At 44.4% G+C, this 16016-nt stretch carries 11 protein-coding genes and 2 riboswitches; of the genes, 9 read left to right on the forward strand and 2 right to left on the reverse strand.

Annotated features, from left to right (window positions below; genetic code table 11):
* The first annotated feature begins 73 nt into the window (after window positions 1-73).
* The 3 genes from CYL18_RS06595 to CYL18_RS06605 all read left to right on the forward strand — a co-directional run bounded on the left by CYL18_RS06595 (window position 74) and on the right by CYL18_RS06605 (window position 4061).
* A complete protein-coding gene (locus CYL18_RS06595) occupies window positions 74-1504 on the forward strand; it encodes a S41 family peptidase (protein WP_161497094.1) in 1431 nt (476 codons plus the stop codon).
* Window positions 1505-1858: 354 nt separating this feature from the next.
* Window positions 1859-3052 (forward strand): PDZ domain-containing protein, encoded by a 1194-nt coding sequence (locus tag CYL18_RS06600; RefSeq protein ID WP_104848687.1) that lies wholly within the window; start codon window positions 1859-1861, stop codon window positions 3050-3052.
* 145 nt (window positions 3053-3197) lie between these two features.
* Entirely contained in the window at window positions 3198-4061 is an 864-nt protein-coding gene (locus tag CYL18_RS06605) for an AraC family transcriptional regulator (RefSeq protein ID WP_104848688.1), read from the forward strand.
* 49 nt (window positions 4062-4110) lie between these two features.
* Here CYL18_RS06605 and CYL18_RS06610 read toward each other — a convergent pair whose 3' ends face one another.
* Complete coding sequence (locus tag CYL18_RS06610; RefSeq protein ID WP_104848689.1) at window positions 4111-5157, reverse strand: hemolysin family protein; 1047 nt, start codon at window positions 5155-5157, stop codon at window positions 4111-4113.
* Window positions 5158-5212: 55 nt separating this feature from the next.
* Window positions 5213-6508, reverse strand: coding sequence for a hemolysin family protein (locus tag CYL18_RS06615; RefSeq protein ID WP_104848690.1), 1296 nt, complete (start codon window positions 6506-6508; stop codon window positions 5213-5215).
* Window positions 6509-7038: 530 nt separating this feature from the next.
* Window positions 7039-7228: riboswitch (cobalamin riboswitch) on the forward strand.
* A 175-nt stretch (window positions 7229-7403) separates the two neighbouring features.
* On the opposite strand from CYL18_RS06615, the gene metE reads away from it, so the two are divergent.
* From metE to CYL18_RS06645, 6 genes are all read left to right on the forward strand, one after another.
* The gene (gene metE / locus CYL18_RS06620) at window positions 7404-9644 is read left to right on the forward strand and encodes a 5-methyltetrahydropteroyltriglutamate--homocysteine S-methyltransferase (protein WP_104848691.1); all 2241 of its coding nucleotides are present in this window, start codon (window positions 7404-7406) and stop codon (window positions 9642-9644) included.
* Window positions 9645-9793: 149 nt separating this feature from the next.
* A riboswitch (cobalamin riboswitch) is annotated at window positions 9794-9999 on the forward strand.
* Window positions 10000-10145: 146 nt separating this feature from the next.
* Window positions 10146-12428, forward strand: coding sequence for a ribonucleoside-diphosphate reductase subunit alpha (locus CYL18_RS06625; RefSeq protein ID WP_104848692.1), 2283 nt, complete (start codon window positions 10146-10148; stop codon window positions 12426-12428).
* 14 nt (window positions 12429-12442) lie between these two features.
* On the forward strand, window positions 12443-13486 hold the full coding sequence (locus CYL18_RS06630) for a ribonucleotide-diphosphate reductase subunit beta (protein ID WP_104848693.1): 1044 nt from the start codon (window positions 12443-12445) through the stop codon (window positions 13484-13486).
* Window positions 13486-13935, forward strand: coding sequence for a flavodoxin domain-containing protein (locus CYL18_RS06635; protein ID WP_104848694.1), 450 nt, complete (start codon window positions 13486-13488; stop codon window positions 13933-13935). Before CYL18_RS06630 ends, CYL18_RS06635 begins: the two co-directional genes overlap by 1 nt.
* Before the next feature lie 233 nt (window positions 13936-14168).
* Entirely contained in the window at window positions 14169-14972 is an 804-nt protein-coding gene (locus CYL18_RS06640) for an ABC transporter permease subunit (protein WP_104848695.1), read from the forward strand.
* A 3-nt stretch (window positions 14973-14975) separates the two neighbouring features.
* Window positions 14976-15986, forward strand: a complete 1011-nt coding sequence (locus CYL18_RS06645; protein WP_201741245.1) for a peptide ABC transporter permease — start codon at window positions 14976-14978, stop codon at window positions 15984-15986.
* The last annotated feature ends 30 nt before the right edge of the window (window positions 15987-16016 follow it).

Below are 16016 nucleotides of genomic sequence, written 5' to 3' on the forward strand. Positions count from 1 at the left end.
TTCGCATAGGAATAAGCATGGCGCATTTATGTGTGTCATGCTTATTTTTTTGGTGAAAGGCAGGCGGCCGCGATTGGAGAATAAATGGTTCTGGCCCTTTGTGACAGCTGTGGTTTTATTGATATGCATTCTTGCTGGCTCCTGGTGGAGATATGAATACTATCAAGATAGCAAGAGCAGCCAAGCACAGGAGGAAACGGAGGAGTGGGGACAATTCGAAAAGGTCCATCAAGCATTTGATCTTATTGCCGACAACTATGTGGAGCAGGTGGATAAGGATGAACTGACAGAAGGCGCGATCAAAGGAATGCTTGATGAATTGAAGGATCCGTATTCTGTCTACATGGATGCAGAGACGACATCTCAGTTCCAGCAAACATTGGATTCTAGTTTTCAAGGAATAGGGGCTGAGATTAATTATCTTGATGGCAAATTCGTAATAGTATCCCCGTTCAAGCATTCTCCGGCTGAAAAGGCTGGCATCAAGCCGGGAGATGTGATTATCAGTGTCGATCAGCAGAGGACGGAAGGGCTTGATTTGTATGATGTCGTCTCCCTAATACGGGGGAAGGTCGGGACAAAGGTAGAGGTAGGGATTATGCGGGAGGGCAATAATCAGCCAATCAAATTTTCCGTTGAGCGGGCGGAAATTCCGCTTGAGACCGTTCATCGATCCGTGAAAAAACTGAACGGCCAATCAATTGGCTATCTTCAAATCACCTCCTTCAGCGAGCATACGGCTGAGGATTTCGTTAAGGAGCTCTCTTCCTTGGAGGCAAGCCCAATGGACGGTTTGCTCATTGACGTTCGCGGCAACCCGGGAGGCTTGCTGACTAGTGTGGAGGAAATCCTTCGGCAGTTCATCACGGATAAGAAGCCGTATATCCAGATTGAGGAGCGTAACGGCAAGAAAAATCAGTATTTCTCCTACACAGATGAACGGAAGCCCTATCCAATTGCTGTACTGATGAATGAGGGCAGTGCCTCTGCAGCTGAAATCTTTGCGGCAGCCATGAATGAATCGGAGGGATATCCGCTTATTGGCGAGAAAACCTTTGGGAAAGGTACTGTGCAAAAGCCAGTCGACTTAGGGGACGGAAGCACGATTAAGCTCACCTTCTATAAATGGCTCACGCCGAATGGGACATGGATTCATAAGAAAGGCATCAAGCCAACCATCGGAGTCAGCCAAAAGGATTACTATAGCTTAGAGCCGCTGACGGTTGAGCAATCTTTGGAAAAGGATATGAATAATAAGCAGGTCATGATTCTGCAGAAAATGCTTGAGGGAGCCGGATATGAGCCAGGACGAACGGACGGCTATTACAGCGGAAAGACCGTGAAGGCTGTCGAGGCTTTCCAGCGAATGCATAACATCCGCGCAACCGGAATAGCGGATAAGAGCACTGTTTCAAGCCTGCAGGAAGAAATCAAGAAGCTGGTGAATGAGGACAAGAACGATTTGCAGCTGCAGGCAGGCTTAAGGTGGTTAGAACAGCAATAACAGGTGACAGCGCCGTGCAGGCGCTGTTTCTTTTTTAGGACAGTAATTGGATATGCCGTTTTTTGGTACGTGACTGTCGTCCATAAACCTTAGAAAAACCGTCTCTATAAATCGGCACTATTAAGCAAAAATAGACAAGCTGATAGATTTTGTGGATGAACTGATGTCTTATTAAGTTGTTTCCCTTTGGAAACAGTTCTAGTTTTACCATTGGATAAGAAGGGCAGCAAGCAATGGCAAGGAAGATTTGAACAAAGAAGGACGATTAAGGCTTAGGCCTGAAAGAAAGAATAGGAATGGGGGTAGTGATTTGATAGAATAGAAGATAAGGTATGTAAGGGTTGGTGATAGAAATTGTGGGAAACTTGGATCATAGAATTACTTAAGGGAATTGGATTATTATTTCTTAATCCAGTTCTGTATATTGGGTTATTAGTTACATATATGCTTGGCTCCAAGCGGGTTAAGCAGGAACGTAAACTGTTTCATATCCGGGTAGAGGATCCCATGATTGAAATGAAGGAGTACATTGTCCCTAGCCTGTTAACGGGGATTGTATTATCCATCATTACGGGATTGCTTGGATTAAATGTGCCGTTTGAGTTTGTGCTGCTGACAGGATTTCTGAGTTTAATATTTAGTATATTTTTATTTGTCCGTCTGTTGACGCCGGTTTATACAGTTGGATTGTCACTTTTGATTATTTTTGGACTGAGTTTATATGGATTTGAAGGTATCTTGGATGAAGGTTTCTTCGCCTTCGATGAAGTGTTCTATCCTTCAATTGCGGTATTACTCGGACTATTGCTCATAGCGGAAGGCTGGCTGATTCGTAGGAGGGGAGCTCTTCACGCATCCCCGCTTTATGAGAAAGGGAAAAGGGGAATGATTGTCGGTGCACAGAAGTCGAAGCGAATTTGGCTTGTTCCGGTGCTTCTTTTTATTCCGAATGGCATACTTGATGTACCCGGTGATCTCTGGCCGGTATTCGCTTTGGGGGATACAGAATGGGCGCCGATTGTCGTTCCTTTCTTTATCGGCTTTTCTGCAAAAGCAAGGAGTACATTGCTTGCCAATGTCGTACAGCCATTGGGAATGAGAATCGCGGCGATTGGTTTCGTTGTATTGGCTATAGCTACTGCGGGATATTGGATGCCTTATCTCAGTCTGGCTGCGGTCGCTATTGCGATTGTCGGACGAGCGATTGTTTTCTATGTGTATAAGAGCAGGGAAGAGACGCGGCCATCCTTCTTCACGTCTTCCCAAAATGGCCTGATGATTCTTGGTGTATTGCCGGAGTCACCGGCAGAACGAATGGGTCTTCGCCCAGGGGAATTGCTGACTAAGGTCAATGGACGCATTGTCCATTCACGAGCAGAGCTATATGAAGCACTGCAATCAAATCGTGCCCATTGCAAGCTTGAAATTTTCGATATTAATGATCAAATTCGGCTTGTTCAAAATGCCCTGTATGAGGGTGATCATCATGAGCTCGGTATTCTGGCGGTAGAAAGCCGGAAGCTGCTTCCGATGGAGGGAGTACAATAATATTGTTCTATGACTGCAGACAACACTTGGTGTTTTCAAGGGGGTGTCTGCAGTTTTTTTATGGGAATCTGGAAAAAGTGAGCATGGATGAACAGGATTGCCTGCGACTGAGCTAGTAATCTTAATTTAGAGGGAGAGGATTCATATGGAGGGCCTGCAAAGAATGGTGGACAGCATTAACTATATGGAGAACCATTTGACTGAGGAGCTCCGTATAGAGGATATTGCTGCTGTTGCCTGTATGTCTAAGTTTCATTTTCAGCGTCTGTTCGGAATGCTGACAGGCTTTACGGTAAGTGAGTATATTCGTAACCGGCGCATCACGCTAGCTGTACAGGAGCTTATCCAACCGAATGCGAAGGTGATAGATGTGGCTATGAAGTATCAATACGATAGCCCAGAATCCTTTACAAAGGCCTTTCAACGCATTCATGGCCTATCTCCATCAGCTGCGAAGAAAAACAGCCAATTCCTGAAGGCCTATCCAAGACTCTACTTTCAAATTCAGATTAAGGGTGATGTGGAAATGGAATACAGATTAGAAGAGAAAGAGGCTTTCTCGGTAATAGGAAGAAGTATTCGGACGAGGGCGACAGATGGGCAAAATCATCAGGATATTGCTGCTTTTTGGACGGAGTCTAATCAAGATGGATTAACAGCACGATTATCCAAGCATTCCGGGCAGTTAGGGCTATTAGGAATCTGTCTTGAATTTGACCAGCAGCAGGAGAATCTGACTTATATGATTGCTGCTGAAAAAAGTGAGTCCAATGTTCCTGATGGCTTGGAAGAAAGGGTTATTCCATCTGCAGTCTGGGCTATATTCCCTGTAAAAGGTGCCATGCCTGATGCTATGCTTAATGTGTGGGAACGCATCTTTTCTGAATGGTTTCCTTCAACTGGCTATCAGCATGCAGGAGGACCGGAAATGGAAGTATACCCGCATGATGGGGACCCGGCCTCAGCTGACTATTATAGTGAAGTGTGGATACCGGTTAAGAAAGCGTAATAAAAAGAGGTTCGAGGTCTTTTAATAGACTCTCGAACCTCTAGAATAATCATTGATTAGAAGATTCCTCGCGAATCTCTCCGACGATGTTTTCTAATACATCCTCCATCGTCACGAGACCTGTCATTTGCCCCGCCTCATTTCTTACGATAATCATATGCATGCGATTTTTTTGCATGTCCAAAAGCACGTTTTTGATTGATGCGCTTTCTGGAAATGATGCAATGTCATGAATGAAATCGGTAATGGCTATATTGCGTCCTGCTGCCATGTTTGTGAGCATTTCCTTCGTGTTAATGAAGCCGATGACGTGATTTGAACCTTCAGTTTCAATCACTGGGTAACGCGTATAGTTATATTTATCGAGAATCATAATGATGTCATCAATCTTCATCTGTTTCGTTAAGAAGACAGCCTTGGATTTAGGAATCATGATCTCTTTTAATACACGATCTTCGAATGAGAAGATATTCTGAAGGTAGGCGAGCTCCGTTTCATTGATTTCTCCGCTTCTATAGCTTTGATTCACAATCAGTTCAAGCTCTTCCTCTGAATATACCGTCTCATGACCAGCCGGCTTGACGCCAAACCAGCCAAGAAATATCTGAGATGAGCCATTTAAGAATCGGATGATTGGATTCGTGATTTTGCCGAACCAATAGAGCGGCGTAACGAGCAAGAACGTTACTCGTTCAGAATACTGAATGGCCAGTGTTTTTGGAGCCAGCTCCCCGAAGACAACATGCAGGAATGTGACAATCGCGAGAGCAATTCCATAGGACAGCACGGTCGCGACCGCCTCTGACACTTCGAATCTCTCAAAAACAGGATGGAACAGCTTCTCGACAGTCGGCTCCCCTAATGCGCCTAGTACTAAAGCGGTAATCGTGATGCCGAGCTGGCAGGCTGATAGATAGTAATCCAGATTTCCAGCCACTTTCTTCGCCAAGACAGCTTTTTTGTTTCCTTCGGCAATCAGCTGATCGATTCTTGACATCCGCACCTTCAAAATCGCAAATTCTGCGCCTACGAAGAAAGCTGTCAATCCAATGAATACCACTACTAAGAATAAGTTTAAAGCAATTAATCCGTCCAATTAGTTCCTTCTTTTAAGAAGGATTCACCTCCAAATGAATTAAGTTCATATTCTATTAAAGCTTCCGCATAGTAATTTGTTTAATTGAGTGGTTTTCCATTTTCTCAACCACCCATACAAAATCCCCGTGTTTCACTTCAACGCCTTCTCGGACTTCTTCAATGTTTTGAAGAATCCAGCCGGCAATTGTGTCAATATCATCACTTTCTTCAAATGTCAGTCCAAAGCGATCCTCAATTTCCTCTAATAGGACACGGCCATTCATGAGATAGTGGTTATCCCCGATATCCTGGATATCCGCTTCCTCTTCTTCATCGAATTCATCTCGTATCTCGCCGACGATTTCTTCTAATACATCCTCTAATGAAAGGATTCCGGCAGTGCCTCCGTATTCATCAATAACAAGAACCATATGGACCTGTTCTCTCTGCATGGTCAATAGGGCATCCTGAATGGGTGTTGTTTCAAGAACGAACGGCAATTCACGAACGAAATCGGCTGGTTTGGATTCTCGGTTCGCCACGATTTGTGTGAGCATCCTTTTAACATTTAAGATTCCAATTACTCTATCCTTATCCCCGTCTTCTACCACTGGGTAACGGGTGTAATTATTCTCATCTAAGATTGAAATGATCGTCTTATAATCCATGTCTTTATCAAGAGTGACCATTTCTGTTCGTGGAACCATAATGTCCTTTGCAACACGTTCGTCGAAAGAGAAGATATTCTTCATATAGGAAAGCTCCGTCTTGTCGATTTCTCCACCTTGGAAGCTCTGCGCCATAATAATTTTCAGTTCGTCTTCTGAATAGGTATCTTCATGGCCAGCGGGCTTGACCCCGAATAGTCGCAGGAACTGACGGGATGTTCCGTTCAATGCCCAGATGAATGGGTTCATGATTTTCCCAAACCAGTACAGCGGCGGGGAAAGGAGCAGGCTCATTCGTTCAGCATATTGTATGGCGAGTGTCTTAGGTGCCATTTCTCCAAGAACAACGTGGAGGAATGTGACGAGTATAAAAGCAATTGCATAGGAAAGAGCGGAAGAGAGGGCGTCTGAAATATTCAAGAAATCAAATACAGGATACAAGAGCCTCTCTACAGCTGGTTTTCCGAGTGCTCCAAGACCAAGGGCGGTAATGGTAATACCTAGTTGGCAGGCGGACAGGTAATAATCCAGGTCGCTTGCTACTTTTTTTGCTGTTATGGCTTTCTTGTTCCCTTCACTGATTAACTGTTCAATTCTAGACATGCGGAGTTTGACGACGGCAAATTCAGCCCCGACAAAAAAAGCAGTCAAAATGAGTAGGATGATCAAAAGTGTCAAATTTGTGAACGTAATTATATCCAATTACTTCCCTCGGATGAGGGATTCACCTCCATGGTTATATTTAAAACTATCTTAATATTTGGAAAATTATTGGTAAAACAGTATATTGCTTGATATGACAAGGTTTATGATGGCCACCTGAGGCCAAGTTGATGTTGGTGGACTACCAGCTCGTTCCCAATGCGGCCACCTCTCTTTATTATTATTTTGGCAAAAGTATAGCATAGGGAGAATAGGTCGTACAGCAATAAGTCGACACCATGTGGAGCTAGGATAAACAAAAGTTCTACCGGTTTTGTTAATAGGTAAGCATCGAGATATTGGATGGATCATAATTACTATGCCTTGTATAATTTTTTGGACAGGCTATTTATTCAAGTAACCATATGTTTATAATGGCCAAGTTTATATTCGAATGACAATTGAGCTTCCCATCTCTGAACCTATCAAAGAGAGAGAAAGGTCTGTTTAAAAGTATTTATAATTATCCAAAAATTTATTACATATATGATTTGTTTATGGTATAGTCGCTATATTGTTATTTTACAATTGAATAGAGTGTAAGGGTTGGTGCCAAACAAATAATCGTTTGGCTTAAAAGGGAAGTACGGTGAAAGTCCGTCGCTGTCCCGCAACTGTAAATCGGAGCATATCGCAACATACCACTGCTGATTAAGCGGGAAGGTGCGATAAAGTGCGTTGATGATGAGCCAGGAGACCTGCCAATTCTAGTGCACACCAATACCTACGTGGAAATAGGGGGTGAATTGTGCCAGTAATAACGGCACTGTACGAAATCTAAAGAATTAGGCGAATGCCTGCCTATCTTTATATTGCGAACATTAATTAGCCATTTCCCGTAGAGGAGATGGCTTTTTTGCATTCATGAAAAACGATGTATGGGGGGAACAAAAGGATGAAATGGACACGCACAGTTATCGGCTATCCTTATATTGGTGACAATCGAGAGTGGAAGAGGTGCTTAGAGGCATTTTGGAAAGGGGATGTGACAGAGGATGCTTTTTTGCAGCAGCTGAAGGGCATTCGTTTAGGCAGATTAAAAAGACAAATGGATTTGGGGCTTGATTACTTATCAATTGGTGATTTCACCATGTATGACCGTATGCTTGATACGGCCTTTATGTTTGGAATGATTCCAAGCCGATATGCAGGAGAAAGAAGCGGGTCAGACTTGTCCGTATATTATGCGATGGCACGGGGGACAAAAGGGGCTGTTGCCTGTGAAATGACCAAGTGGTTCAACACAAATTATCATTATATCGTTCCGGAATATGAGGGGCAGGAGCTTAGTGTGACGAAGAATCTCTTGCTACAATGGTTCAAGGAAGCAAGGGATGAGCTTGGTCTCGTGACCAAGCCGACGATGATTGGGCCATATACCTTCATTAAGCTTACAAAGGGCTATGAAAATCGAGAGGAACTTGCAGCCGAGCTCATCCCGCTGTACAGGCAGGTGATGGCTGAGCTTTCTGAGGAGGGGGCGGATTGGATCCAGTTTGAGGAACCGGCCCTTGTGTTGACATTGAGCGAGAAAGAAGTCGAGTTTGTAAAATCTGTATATGAACAGCTGACCATTGAAAAACCAGCTTGTAAGATTATGCTGCAAACCTATTTTGAAGGATTATCGGCTTATGAGGAGCTTGTCAATCTGCCTGTTGAGGGAGTTGGCCTTGATTTTGTCTCAGGCTATCAGCAAAATATCACCTCGATGAAACAATATGGATTCCCGGCTGAGAAAGTGCTAGCTGTTGGTATTATTGATGGACGAAATATATGGCGTGCCGATTTGGCGGAAAAAGCAGGGCTGCTTCAATCCCTCCTTGACCTATCCAAGGCTGCCGATGTGTGGGTCCAGCCGTCATCTAGCTTGCAGCATGTTCCCATCTCCACGACCTTCGAGCAGAAAATGAGTGCTGACATTAAGGGACTGCTTGCTTTTGCCGATGAAAAAATCACGGAAATCAATCAACTCGTCCTTTCGTTCAATGAACCAGGGCTCCCGCTTGATGGAAATGGACGCACGTCCCAAAAGGCTTCCTCTAAGCTAGCCATCTCACCAGAAGATTTCAAACGTCCTGCGCCGTTTTCGATTCGTCAAGATATTCAGGCACGGAAACTGAGTTTGCCGGTCTTTCCGACGACAACGATTGGCAGTTTCCCTCAATCAAAGGAAGTAAAGGAAACACGGAAGGCATGGAGGAATAAGGAGATTACTGATGATGCCTATGCCGCATTCATTGAACGAGAGACAGAGCGGTGGATTCGCATCCAAGATGATTTGGGACTTGATGTGCTCGTTCATGGGGAGTTTGAACGGACAGATATGGTCGAATATTTTGGGGAAAAGCTTGTAGGTTTTGCATTAAGTGAGAAAGCATGGGTCGTTTCCTATGGATCGAGATGTGTGAAACCGCCAATCATTCATGGAGATGTGAGCTGGATTGAGCCAATGACCCTTAAAGAGACGGCAGCGGCGCAAGCTCTGACAGAGAAACCGGTAAAAGGGATGCTTACTGGTCCTGTAACCATCTTGAACTGGTCCTTTGTCCGGGATGATATTTCAAGAGAAGAGGTTGCTTACCAGCTGGGAGTGGCGCTTCGTAAGGAGATTGAATGCTTGGAGCAGGCTGGTATCGCCATCATTCAGGTCGATGAGCCGGCCTTAAGGGAAGGCTTGCCATTGCGTAGGGCGGACTGGGAGGACTACCTGAGCTGGGCGATTCGCTCCTTCCGTTTGGCAACCTCAGGCGTGCAGGATGAGACGCAAATCCATACCCATATGTGTTATTGTGACTTTCATGATTTCGTGAAGCCAATTGAAGCACTCGATGTCGATGTCATTTCCATTGAGACATCCAGGAGCCATGGGGAATTCATACATTCCCTGCAGCAAACCCCTTATGAAAAGGGCATTGGGTTAGGTGTCTATGATATTCACAGTCCTCGTATTCCATCGGAAGCAGAGATGCTTGAGATCATGCAGGATAGCCTTGAGGTGCTGGAACCCCGACAATTTTGGGTCAATCCCGATTGCGGACTGAAGACGAGGAAGGAAGAAGAAACAATTGCTTCGCTTCGCCATATGGTCAATGCGGCCAAGCAACTGCGCAGCTATATTAAAATGATGCAATTTTAACGGTAGGAGGATACTCTATATGCTTTTCTAGCATAGCGGGTGTCCTTCTTTTTCTCTGGAAGAAAATTAATCCCTTGTAAAAGCTAGAGATATTCGATATGATTAAAACACCATATATGGTCGATTTATTAATAAAAAATCAATATATAGTGTTAGCTAAAGAATAAGATGCGTAGAGACGCTTAATAGGGAAATCGATGAGAATTCGATACTGCCCCCGCAACTGTAAGTGCTGACGAGCTAAACATGTACCACTGTATAGGGTTGTCTCTTCTTTTGAAGAGATGATGATACGGGAAGGGTTTAGTGAGAGTGAAGCATGAGTCAGGAGACCTGTCTTATTTTTTTGAATTTCAATTTTCTCCGGGGAGTGAGGAAGGAAATGATAGCAACCGAAGCTCATAGTTACTATGTGTCTTTTTTCTGTTATCTTTTCACCCGCTCAAAGTATAGAGCGGGTTCTTTTTTTACCCTCAGAGTCAATTTCATATATTAAGGGAGATGGACGAATTGATCGAGGAACGTTTATGGAAGACGGAAAGATTAATAGAAGAGGCTGCCAAGGAGTATAAGCTGAATATTGAAGAGCTGAAAGAGCTGATTGCTCGCGGCAAGGAATCTGATGCGAATGAGACAGCCCTGCATTATGCCCTTAATCGGATTGCGATGGATGAACCAGATTGGACTTTTTTAGCCGCCCGCCTCTATTTGCAAAAGCTATACAAAGGGGCAGCGGAAAACCGGGGGTATGATGAGAAGCTTAAATACGGCAGCTTCTCTGAGTTGGTCCGTACACTGGTCGAGAAGGGGATATATTCAGATGAGCTCATCTGTGCCTATTCAACAAGCGAATTGGAGGAAGCGGCAAGGGAGATTGTTCCTGAGCGCGATCACAAGTTCAATTATATTGGTTTATTTCTGCTGGCCGATCGTTATTTAGCAAGGGATCATGAGCGCCGTCTGTATGAATTGCCGCAAGAGCGCTTTTTGGTGATTGCCCTGCAATTAATGATTAATGAGAAGAAGGATGTGCGAATGGGACTTGTGAAAGAAGCGTACTGGGCGCTCAGTCACTTATACATGACGGTGGCAACACCGACGCTTGCGAATGCTGGCAAAAGCTTTGGCCAGCTATCCTCCTGCTTTATCGACACGGTTGAGGATTCCTTGGACGGCATCTATTTGAACAACTGGGATACGGCCCGCCTCTCTAAGGATGGCGGCGGAGTCGGAATTTATTATGGCAAGGTTCGTGCCCTTGGGTCTGATATCAAGAAGTTCAAAGGGAACTCATCCGGTGTCGTTCCGTGGATTCGTTTGATCAATGATACGGCGGTTAGTGTTGACCAGCTTGGTCAAAGACAAGGGGCGATTGCCATATATATAGATGTGTTCCATAAAGATATCATGAATGGGTTCCTCGATTTAAAAACGAATAATGGGGATGAACGACGCAAGGCGCATGATATTTTCACAGGGGTATGTATTCCGAATCTGTTCATGGAGCAGCTCGAGAAAGTGGATGAGAACGGACGAAGCATAGGGGAATGGCACACATTCTGTCCCCATGAAGTAAAAAGCATCATGGGCTGGAAGGATGAGCATGGCAACGCGCTTGGCTTGGAGGATTTCTATGATGAGAGCGATGAGAAATTCTTCACCGAGAAGTATATGGAAGCAGTGAATCATCCGCTCCTCCCACGCAGAACGTACCGGGCAATGGACATTATGGCAAGGGTGATGATCTCCCAGCTGGAAACGGGCACACCGTATATGTTCTACCGCGATGAAGTCAATCGCCAAAATCCAAACAAGCATGTGAACGGCAAGGGACGCACCTCTATCTATTGCAGCAATCTCTGCACGGAAATCGCGCAAAATATGTCGACTACATCAATCGTGAAGGAATATGAGGATAAGGACGGGAATATGGTGATTGTCCGCAAGCCTGGCGATTTCGTTGTCTGTAATTTATCATCGATTAATTTGGCAAAAGCGGTTCCCGCCAATGTGCTTGAGCGTCTCATTCGTATTCAGGTCCGCATGCTCGATAATGTCATAGATTTGAATACAATCAGTGTCGGCCAAGCAGAGAAAACCAATAAGAAATACCGCGCGATTGGGCTTGGAACATTCGGATGGCATCATCTGCTCGCCTTAGAGGGGATCTATTGGGAGTCGGAGGATGCTGTGGATTATGCCGATCGGTTATATGAAGACATCGCTTATTACACAATCCGTTCTTCGATGGAATTGGCTGCTGAGAAGGGGGCATACAGCCAATTTGGCGGCTCTGAATGGGAAACGGGCCGTTATTTTGAGCGGAAAGAGTATGTAACGGAGCGTTGGGCTGAGCTTAAGGCGGCAATACAGGAGCAAGGGATGCGCAATGGCTGGCTCATGGCTGTGGCCCCAAATTCCTCAACGGCGAAAATAGGCGGCTCAACCGATGGAATCGATCCAATCTATGCGGTTGAATACGCCGAGGAGAAGAAGAACTTTAAATTTAAGGTCACTGTCCCTGATATCAATCATCGAACCTATGAATATTACAAGAAGAGCAGGCATCAATTAAGCCAAGTGTGGAGCATCAGGCAAAATGCTGCGCGCGGACGCCATATTGACCAAGGGATCAGCTTTAATTTGTATGTGAAGCATGATATCAAGGCGAAGGACTTGTTGAACCTGCATCTTGAGGCCTGGAAGAATGGCTTGAAGACGACTTACTATGTACGAAGCACCTCACAGGCTGAGATTGAGGAATGTGAATCCTGCCATAGCTAAAAGGAGTGAAAACGATGGTGAACGAAACATTGAATAAAATTAAACTATTAAATCCCGAATATCCGAATAAATCCACAGGAATCATTAATGGGAAAACGTCCGGTCTATTAAACTGGAATGATATTGCTTATCCGCAAATGTATGATCTGTACCAAACCTTGCTGTCTAACTTCTGGAAGGCGCAGGAAATCAATATGCAGGATGACATTAAGCAATGGGACTCCCTGAACGAGACGGAGAAGGATGTATTTCTTCGTATTAACACCCAGCTTGCATCTCTTGATAGCTTGCAAACACCCACGATGAGCCAGGTCATGGATTATGTGACAGACTCTAGCTTCAAGGCAATCTTTGCGGTCATTTCCCAGCAGGAGGCGGTTCATAATGAATCGTATTCCTATATTCTCAGCTCACTCGTGCCCCTGCAGGAGCAGAACCAGCGCTTTAATGAGGCGAAGGATGACCCAATCGTGCAAAAGCGCAATAAGCTGATTTTGGATGCGTATGAGCAGTTCCGCAACGAGCCGACGCCAATCCATCTATTTAAGCTTGCGGTCAATTCGATCAATCTTGAGGGGATTTATTTCTATGCAGGGTTCGCTTTCTTCTATAACCTGGCACGTCGGCAAAAAATGCTAAAGACGAGCACGATGATCAGCTATATCCAGCGTGATGAGATGCAGCATGCTTACTTCATCTCACAGTTCATCCGTATCTTGTTGACGGAAAATCCAGAGCTGAATACGGGGGAGAATGTGGATTATATTTATCGCACGATTGGCAAGGCGGTCGAGCTTGAGAAGGAATGGTCCCGCTTTATCTTGAAGGATATTGAAGGCATTGATTTAGACGAGTTTGAAAACTATGTGGAATACTTGGCCAATAAGCGATTCCGCCAGCTAGGCCTGAAGAATCTCTACCCGGAACGTGAAAATCCTATGCCATGGATTCATGTGTTTAGCGATGAGATGATTAATGAGACGAAGTCCGATTTCTTTGAGCAGAAATCACGGACTTATACAAAGGTGACGCAATCGAACGGGTTTGATGAGCTATAATGAAAGCTGCCATTATTTATACCTCGAAAACTGGCAATACGGAGGAGCTCGCGCTGGAATTGCACGGGTGCCTTTCGCGGCATATTCCTACGGATATTTATACGGCAGGCCGCATTTCACCGAGCCAGCTGAACGATTATGAGATTATTATCATCGGTACCTACACTTGGGGGATGGGGGAAATCCCGCTTGAGATGATGTCCTTATATGAATGGATTGAATGCCAGAATGTGAACCATCTCACCACAGCTGTCTTTGGAACAGGTGACCGCTTCTATCCGAACTTCTGCGGGGCGGTCGATAAGTTTCGGGATATGCTCTATGTCCATACTAATCTCGCCGCCACCTTAAAGGTTGAGCTCTCCCCGCAGCGCAGTGACAGAGAGAAATGTGAGAGGTTTGCTGACATTTTAATGAAGCGAATCAGCAAACAGGCCTCTCCGGTATGAATGGCCCGCCCGTAAAGGTTAGAAACTAATCTAACTTTTACGGGTGTTTTTTTATGGCTGATGTGACCGTCGACTAACGAGTCAGATATGTGGATATGTGTCTTGGGTAGGTTCATATGAACTTTATATAGACAAATAAAGGTCAGAAAATTATGATTAATAGGTAAAGGAGTGGGTCATTTGGGATAAAAATAGGAAAACATCTGCTCGATTTACTGGCGGGAATCGTGCTCATGATGATAGGGGTCATTATGATCAGCGGGCTTCCTGAACTATTCAGGGGAATTGGCTTTCATTTCGCTGACTATCTTGAAAGTATAAAATCCGTCATACAAGCGCTCCTGAATCCTCGGACGATCGAATATGGAGGTGTAGGGCGGACCATCTTTCCGGAAATTTTCATACCTTATGGAAATACGTTGTTCATCATTGCCGTCAGCTTTATTGGATCTGTTGTAATTGCCTTCTTATTGACGTACATAATCTTACTGTTAGGCAGAAGATTTACAGCAAAGATTGAATGGGCTTTATCCTTGCTTCAAGCTCTTCCGGATTTATTCTACATAGCGTTTTCGCAATGGATGATTGTCCTGATTTTTAAAAGTACAGGCCTTCTGATTATGGAGGTGGCAAGTGATGGCACCTTCAGTAGTCTGGGATTGCCGCTATTCTGTCTCTCGCTGCCGCTAGTCTTGCTTCTGACGAAGTATTTGCTGCAGCAATTTATGGATGAAAAGAGGAAAATGTATGTGGAGTATGCCTCTTCAAAGGGATTCTCGGAACTGTATATTTTCAATAAACATATTTTCCGGAACGTGTTCTTCAGCTTAATCAATTACTCTAAAACGGTTATATGGTTTATGATTTCTAATTTAATCATTATTGAATACCTATTTAGCATTAATGGATTAGTCGGGTTTATTTACCGTTATCTTACACCTGAGGTCTTTGCAATTGGTACGATTATGCTTATGCTGCCTGTCATGGCTTTTTATGAATTAGCCCAATTGCTTATCCCGCAAAAAAGGAGGGGATAAGAGATGTTTAAATGGATCATCAGAAGCAAATCATTCATGGCAGGGTTTCTGTTTTTAAGTGTATTAATGCTTTTAAGTATTGGCAACACCGTATTCAATAATGGGGAAATCCGCCGTGATGTTTTTCTGTCAGACGAGAAGGGTAATATCATTGATGCTGCGCCATATCCTCCATTTACCGTGTTCCCGCTTGGGTCTGATTTGGATGGGTATGACCTCTTGCATATGATGATCGAGGGAGCGAAGATTACGATTGGGATTGCTCTTTTGATCGCGGTCTTGCGTATAGTGCTTGGTCTTTTAATAGGTTCATTGCTCGGAATGTATGCGCGCAGATGGATTGCTCTTTTTGAGAAAGTCTTTTCAAGCTTCACGCTGATTCCGCTTACTTTAGTAGCTGCCTTTTTGCTGCATAATGTTTTAATCATGCAGCCAGATGGATTTGCGAACCCGTTTTGGCAGAGAGTGCTCTTTGAGGTCTTTATTTTGACGATTTATGCGGTTCCCACACTAGCCATATTCCAGGCAAATGAGATTAAGCGGCTGCATGAGGAGGATTTTATGGAAGCTGCCAGTGTGCTTGGCGGTGGTCCCTGGCATAAAATGAAGGTACATATCTTTCCTCATTTGAAGGAAAATTTAATGCAAATCTCGATTCAGCAATTCATTCAAGTCTTAATCGTTCTTTCCCATTTAGGGGTGCTCAACCTCTTTTTTGGCGGTACTTTTGTCGATTATGGGGCTGGCGGGCCGCCTAAGTCGATGTATTATGAATGGTCAGGGTTGGTAGGGACTTATTTCCGGTCACTTAATTTCCACCCTTGGATTGCGCTTGTGCCGATTGGCTTTTTCACATTGACGATTCTCGCGGCACAGCTGATGCTAAATGGGATAAAGAAAGCGAGTGAACAAGCGGAAGAGGAGAAAAAAATACGGCATTCTGCTTCCTTGCCGCTTCAGAATAACCATAGTGAGCAGGGGTTATTTTCCCTGCATCAGAGTAAAGAGGCATAACAAAGACAGATTGCCTAGCCAAAAGGCAAT

It is taken from the genome of Pradoshia eiseniae, assembly GCF_002946355.1.
GTDB classification, from domain to species: Bacteria; Bacillota; Bacilli; order Bacillales; family Pradoshiaceae; genus Pradoshia; species Pradoshia eiseniae.

What these genes read in the sequence shown, in the direction of transcription:
- CYL18_RS06605 (WP_104848688.1), top strand. Translation starts at nt 3,198, where the DNA reads ATGGAGGGCCTGCAAAGAATGGTGGACAGCATTAACTATATGGAGAAC.
- metE (WP_104848691.1), top strand. Translation starts at nt 7,404, where the DNA reads ATGAAATGGACACGCACAGTTATCGGCTATCCTTATATTGGTGACAAT.
- CYL18_RS06625 (WP_104848692.1), top strand. Translation starts at nt 10,146, where the DNA reads ATGGACGAATTGATCGAGGAACGTTTATGGAAGACGGAAAGATTAATA.
- CYL18_RS06630 (WP_104848693.1), top strand. Translation starts at nt 12,443, where the DNA reads ATGGTGAACGAAACATTGAATAAAATTAAACTATTAAATCCCGAATAT.
- CYL18_RS06635 (WP_104848694.1), top strand. Translation starts at nt 13,486, where the DNA reads ATGAAAGCTGCCATTATTTATACCTCGAAAACTGGCAATACGGAGGAG.
- CYL18_RS06640 (WP_104848695.1), top strand. Translation starts at nt 14,169, where the DNA reads ATGATGATAGGGGTCATTATGATCAGCGGGCTTCCTGAACTATTCAGG.
- CYL18_RS06645 (WP_201741245.1), top strand. Translation starts at nt 14,976, where the DNA reads ATGTTTAAATGGATCATCAGAAGCAAATCATTCATGGCAGGGTTTCTG.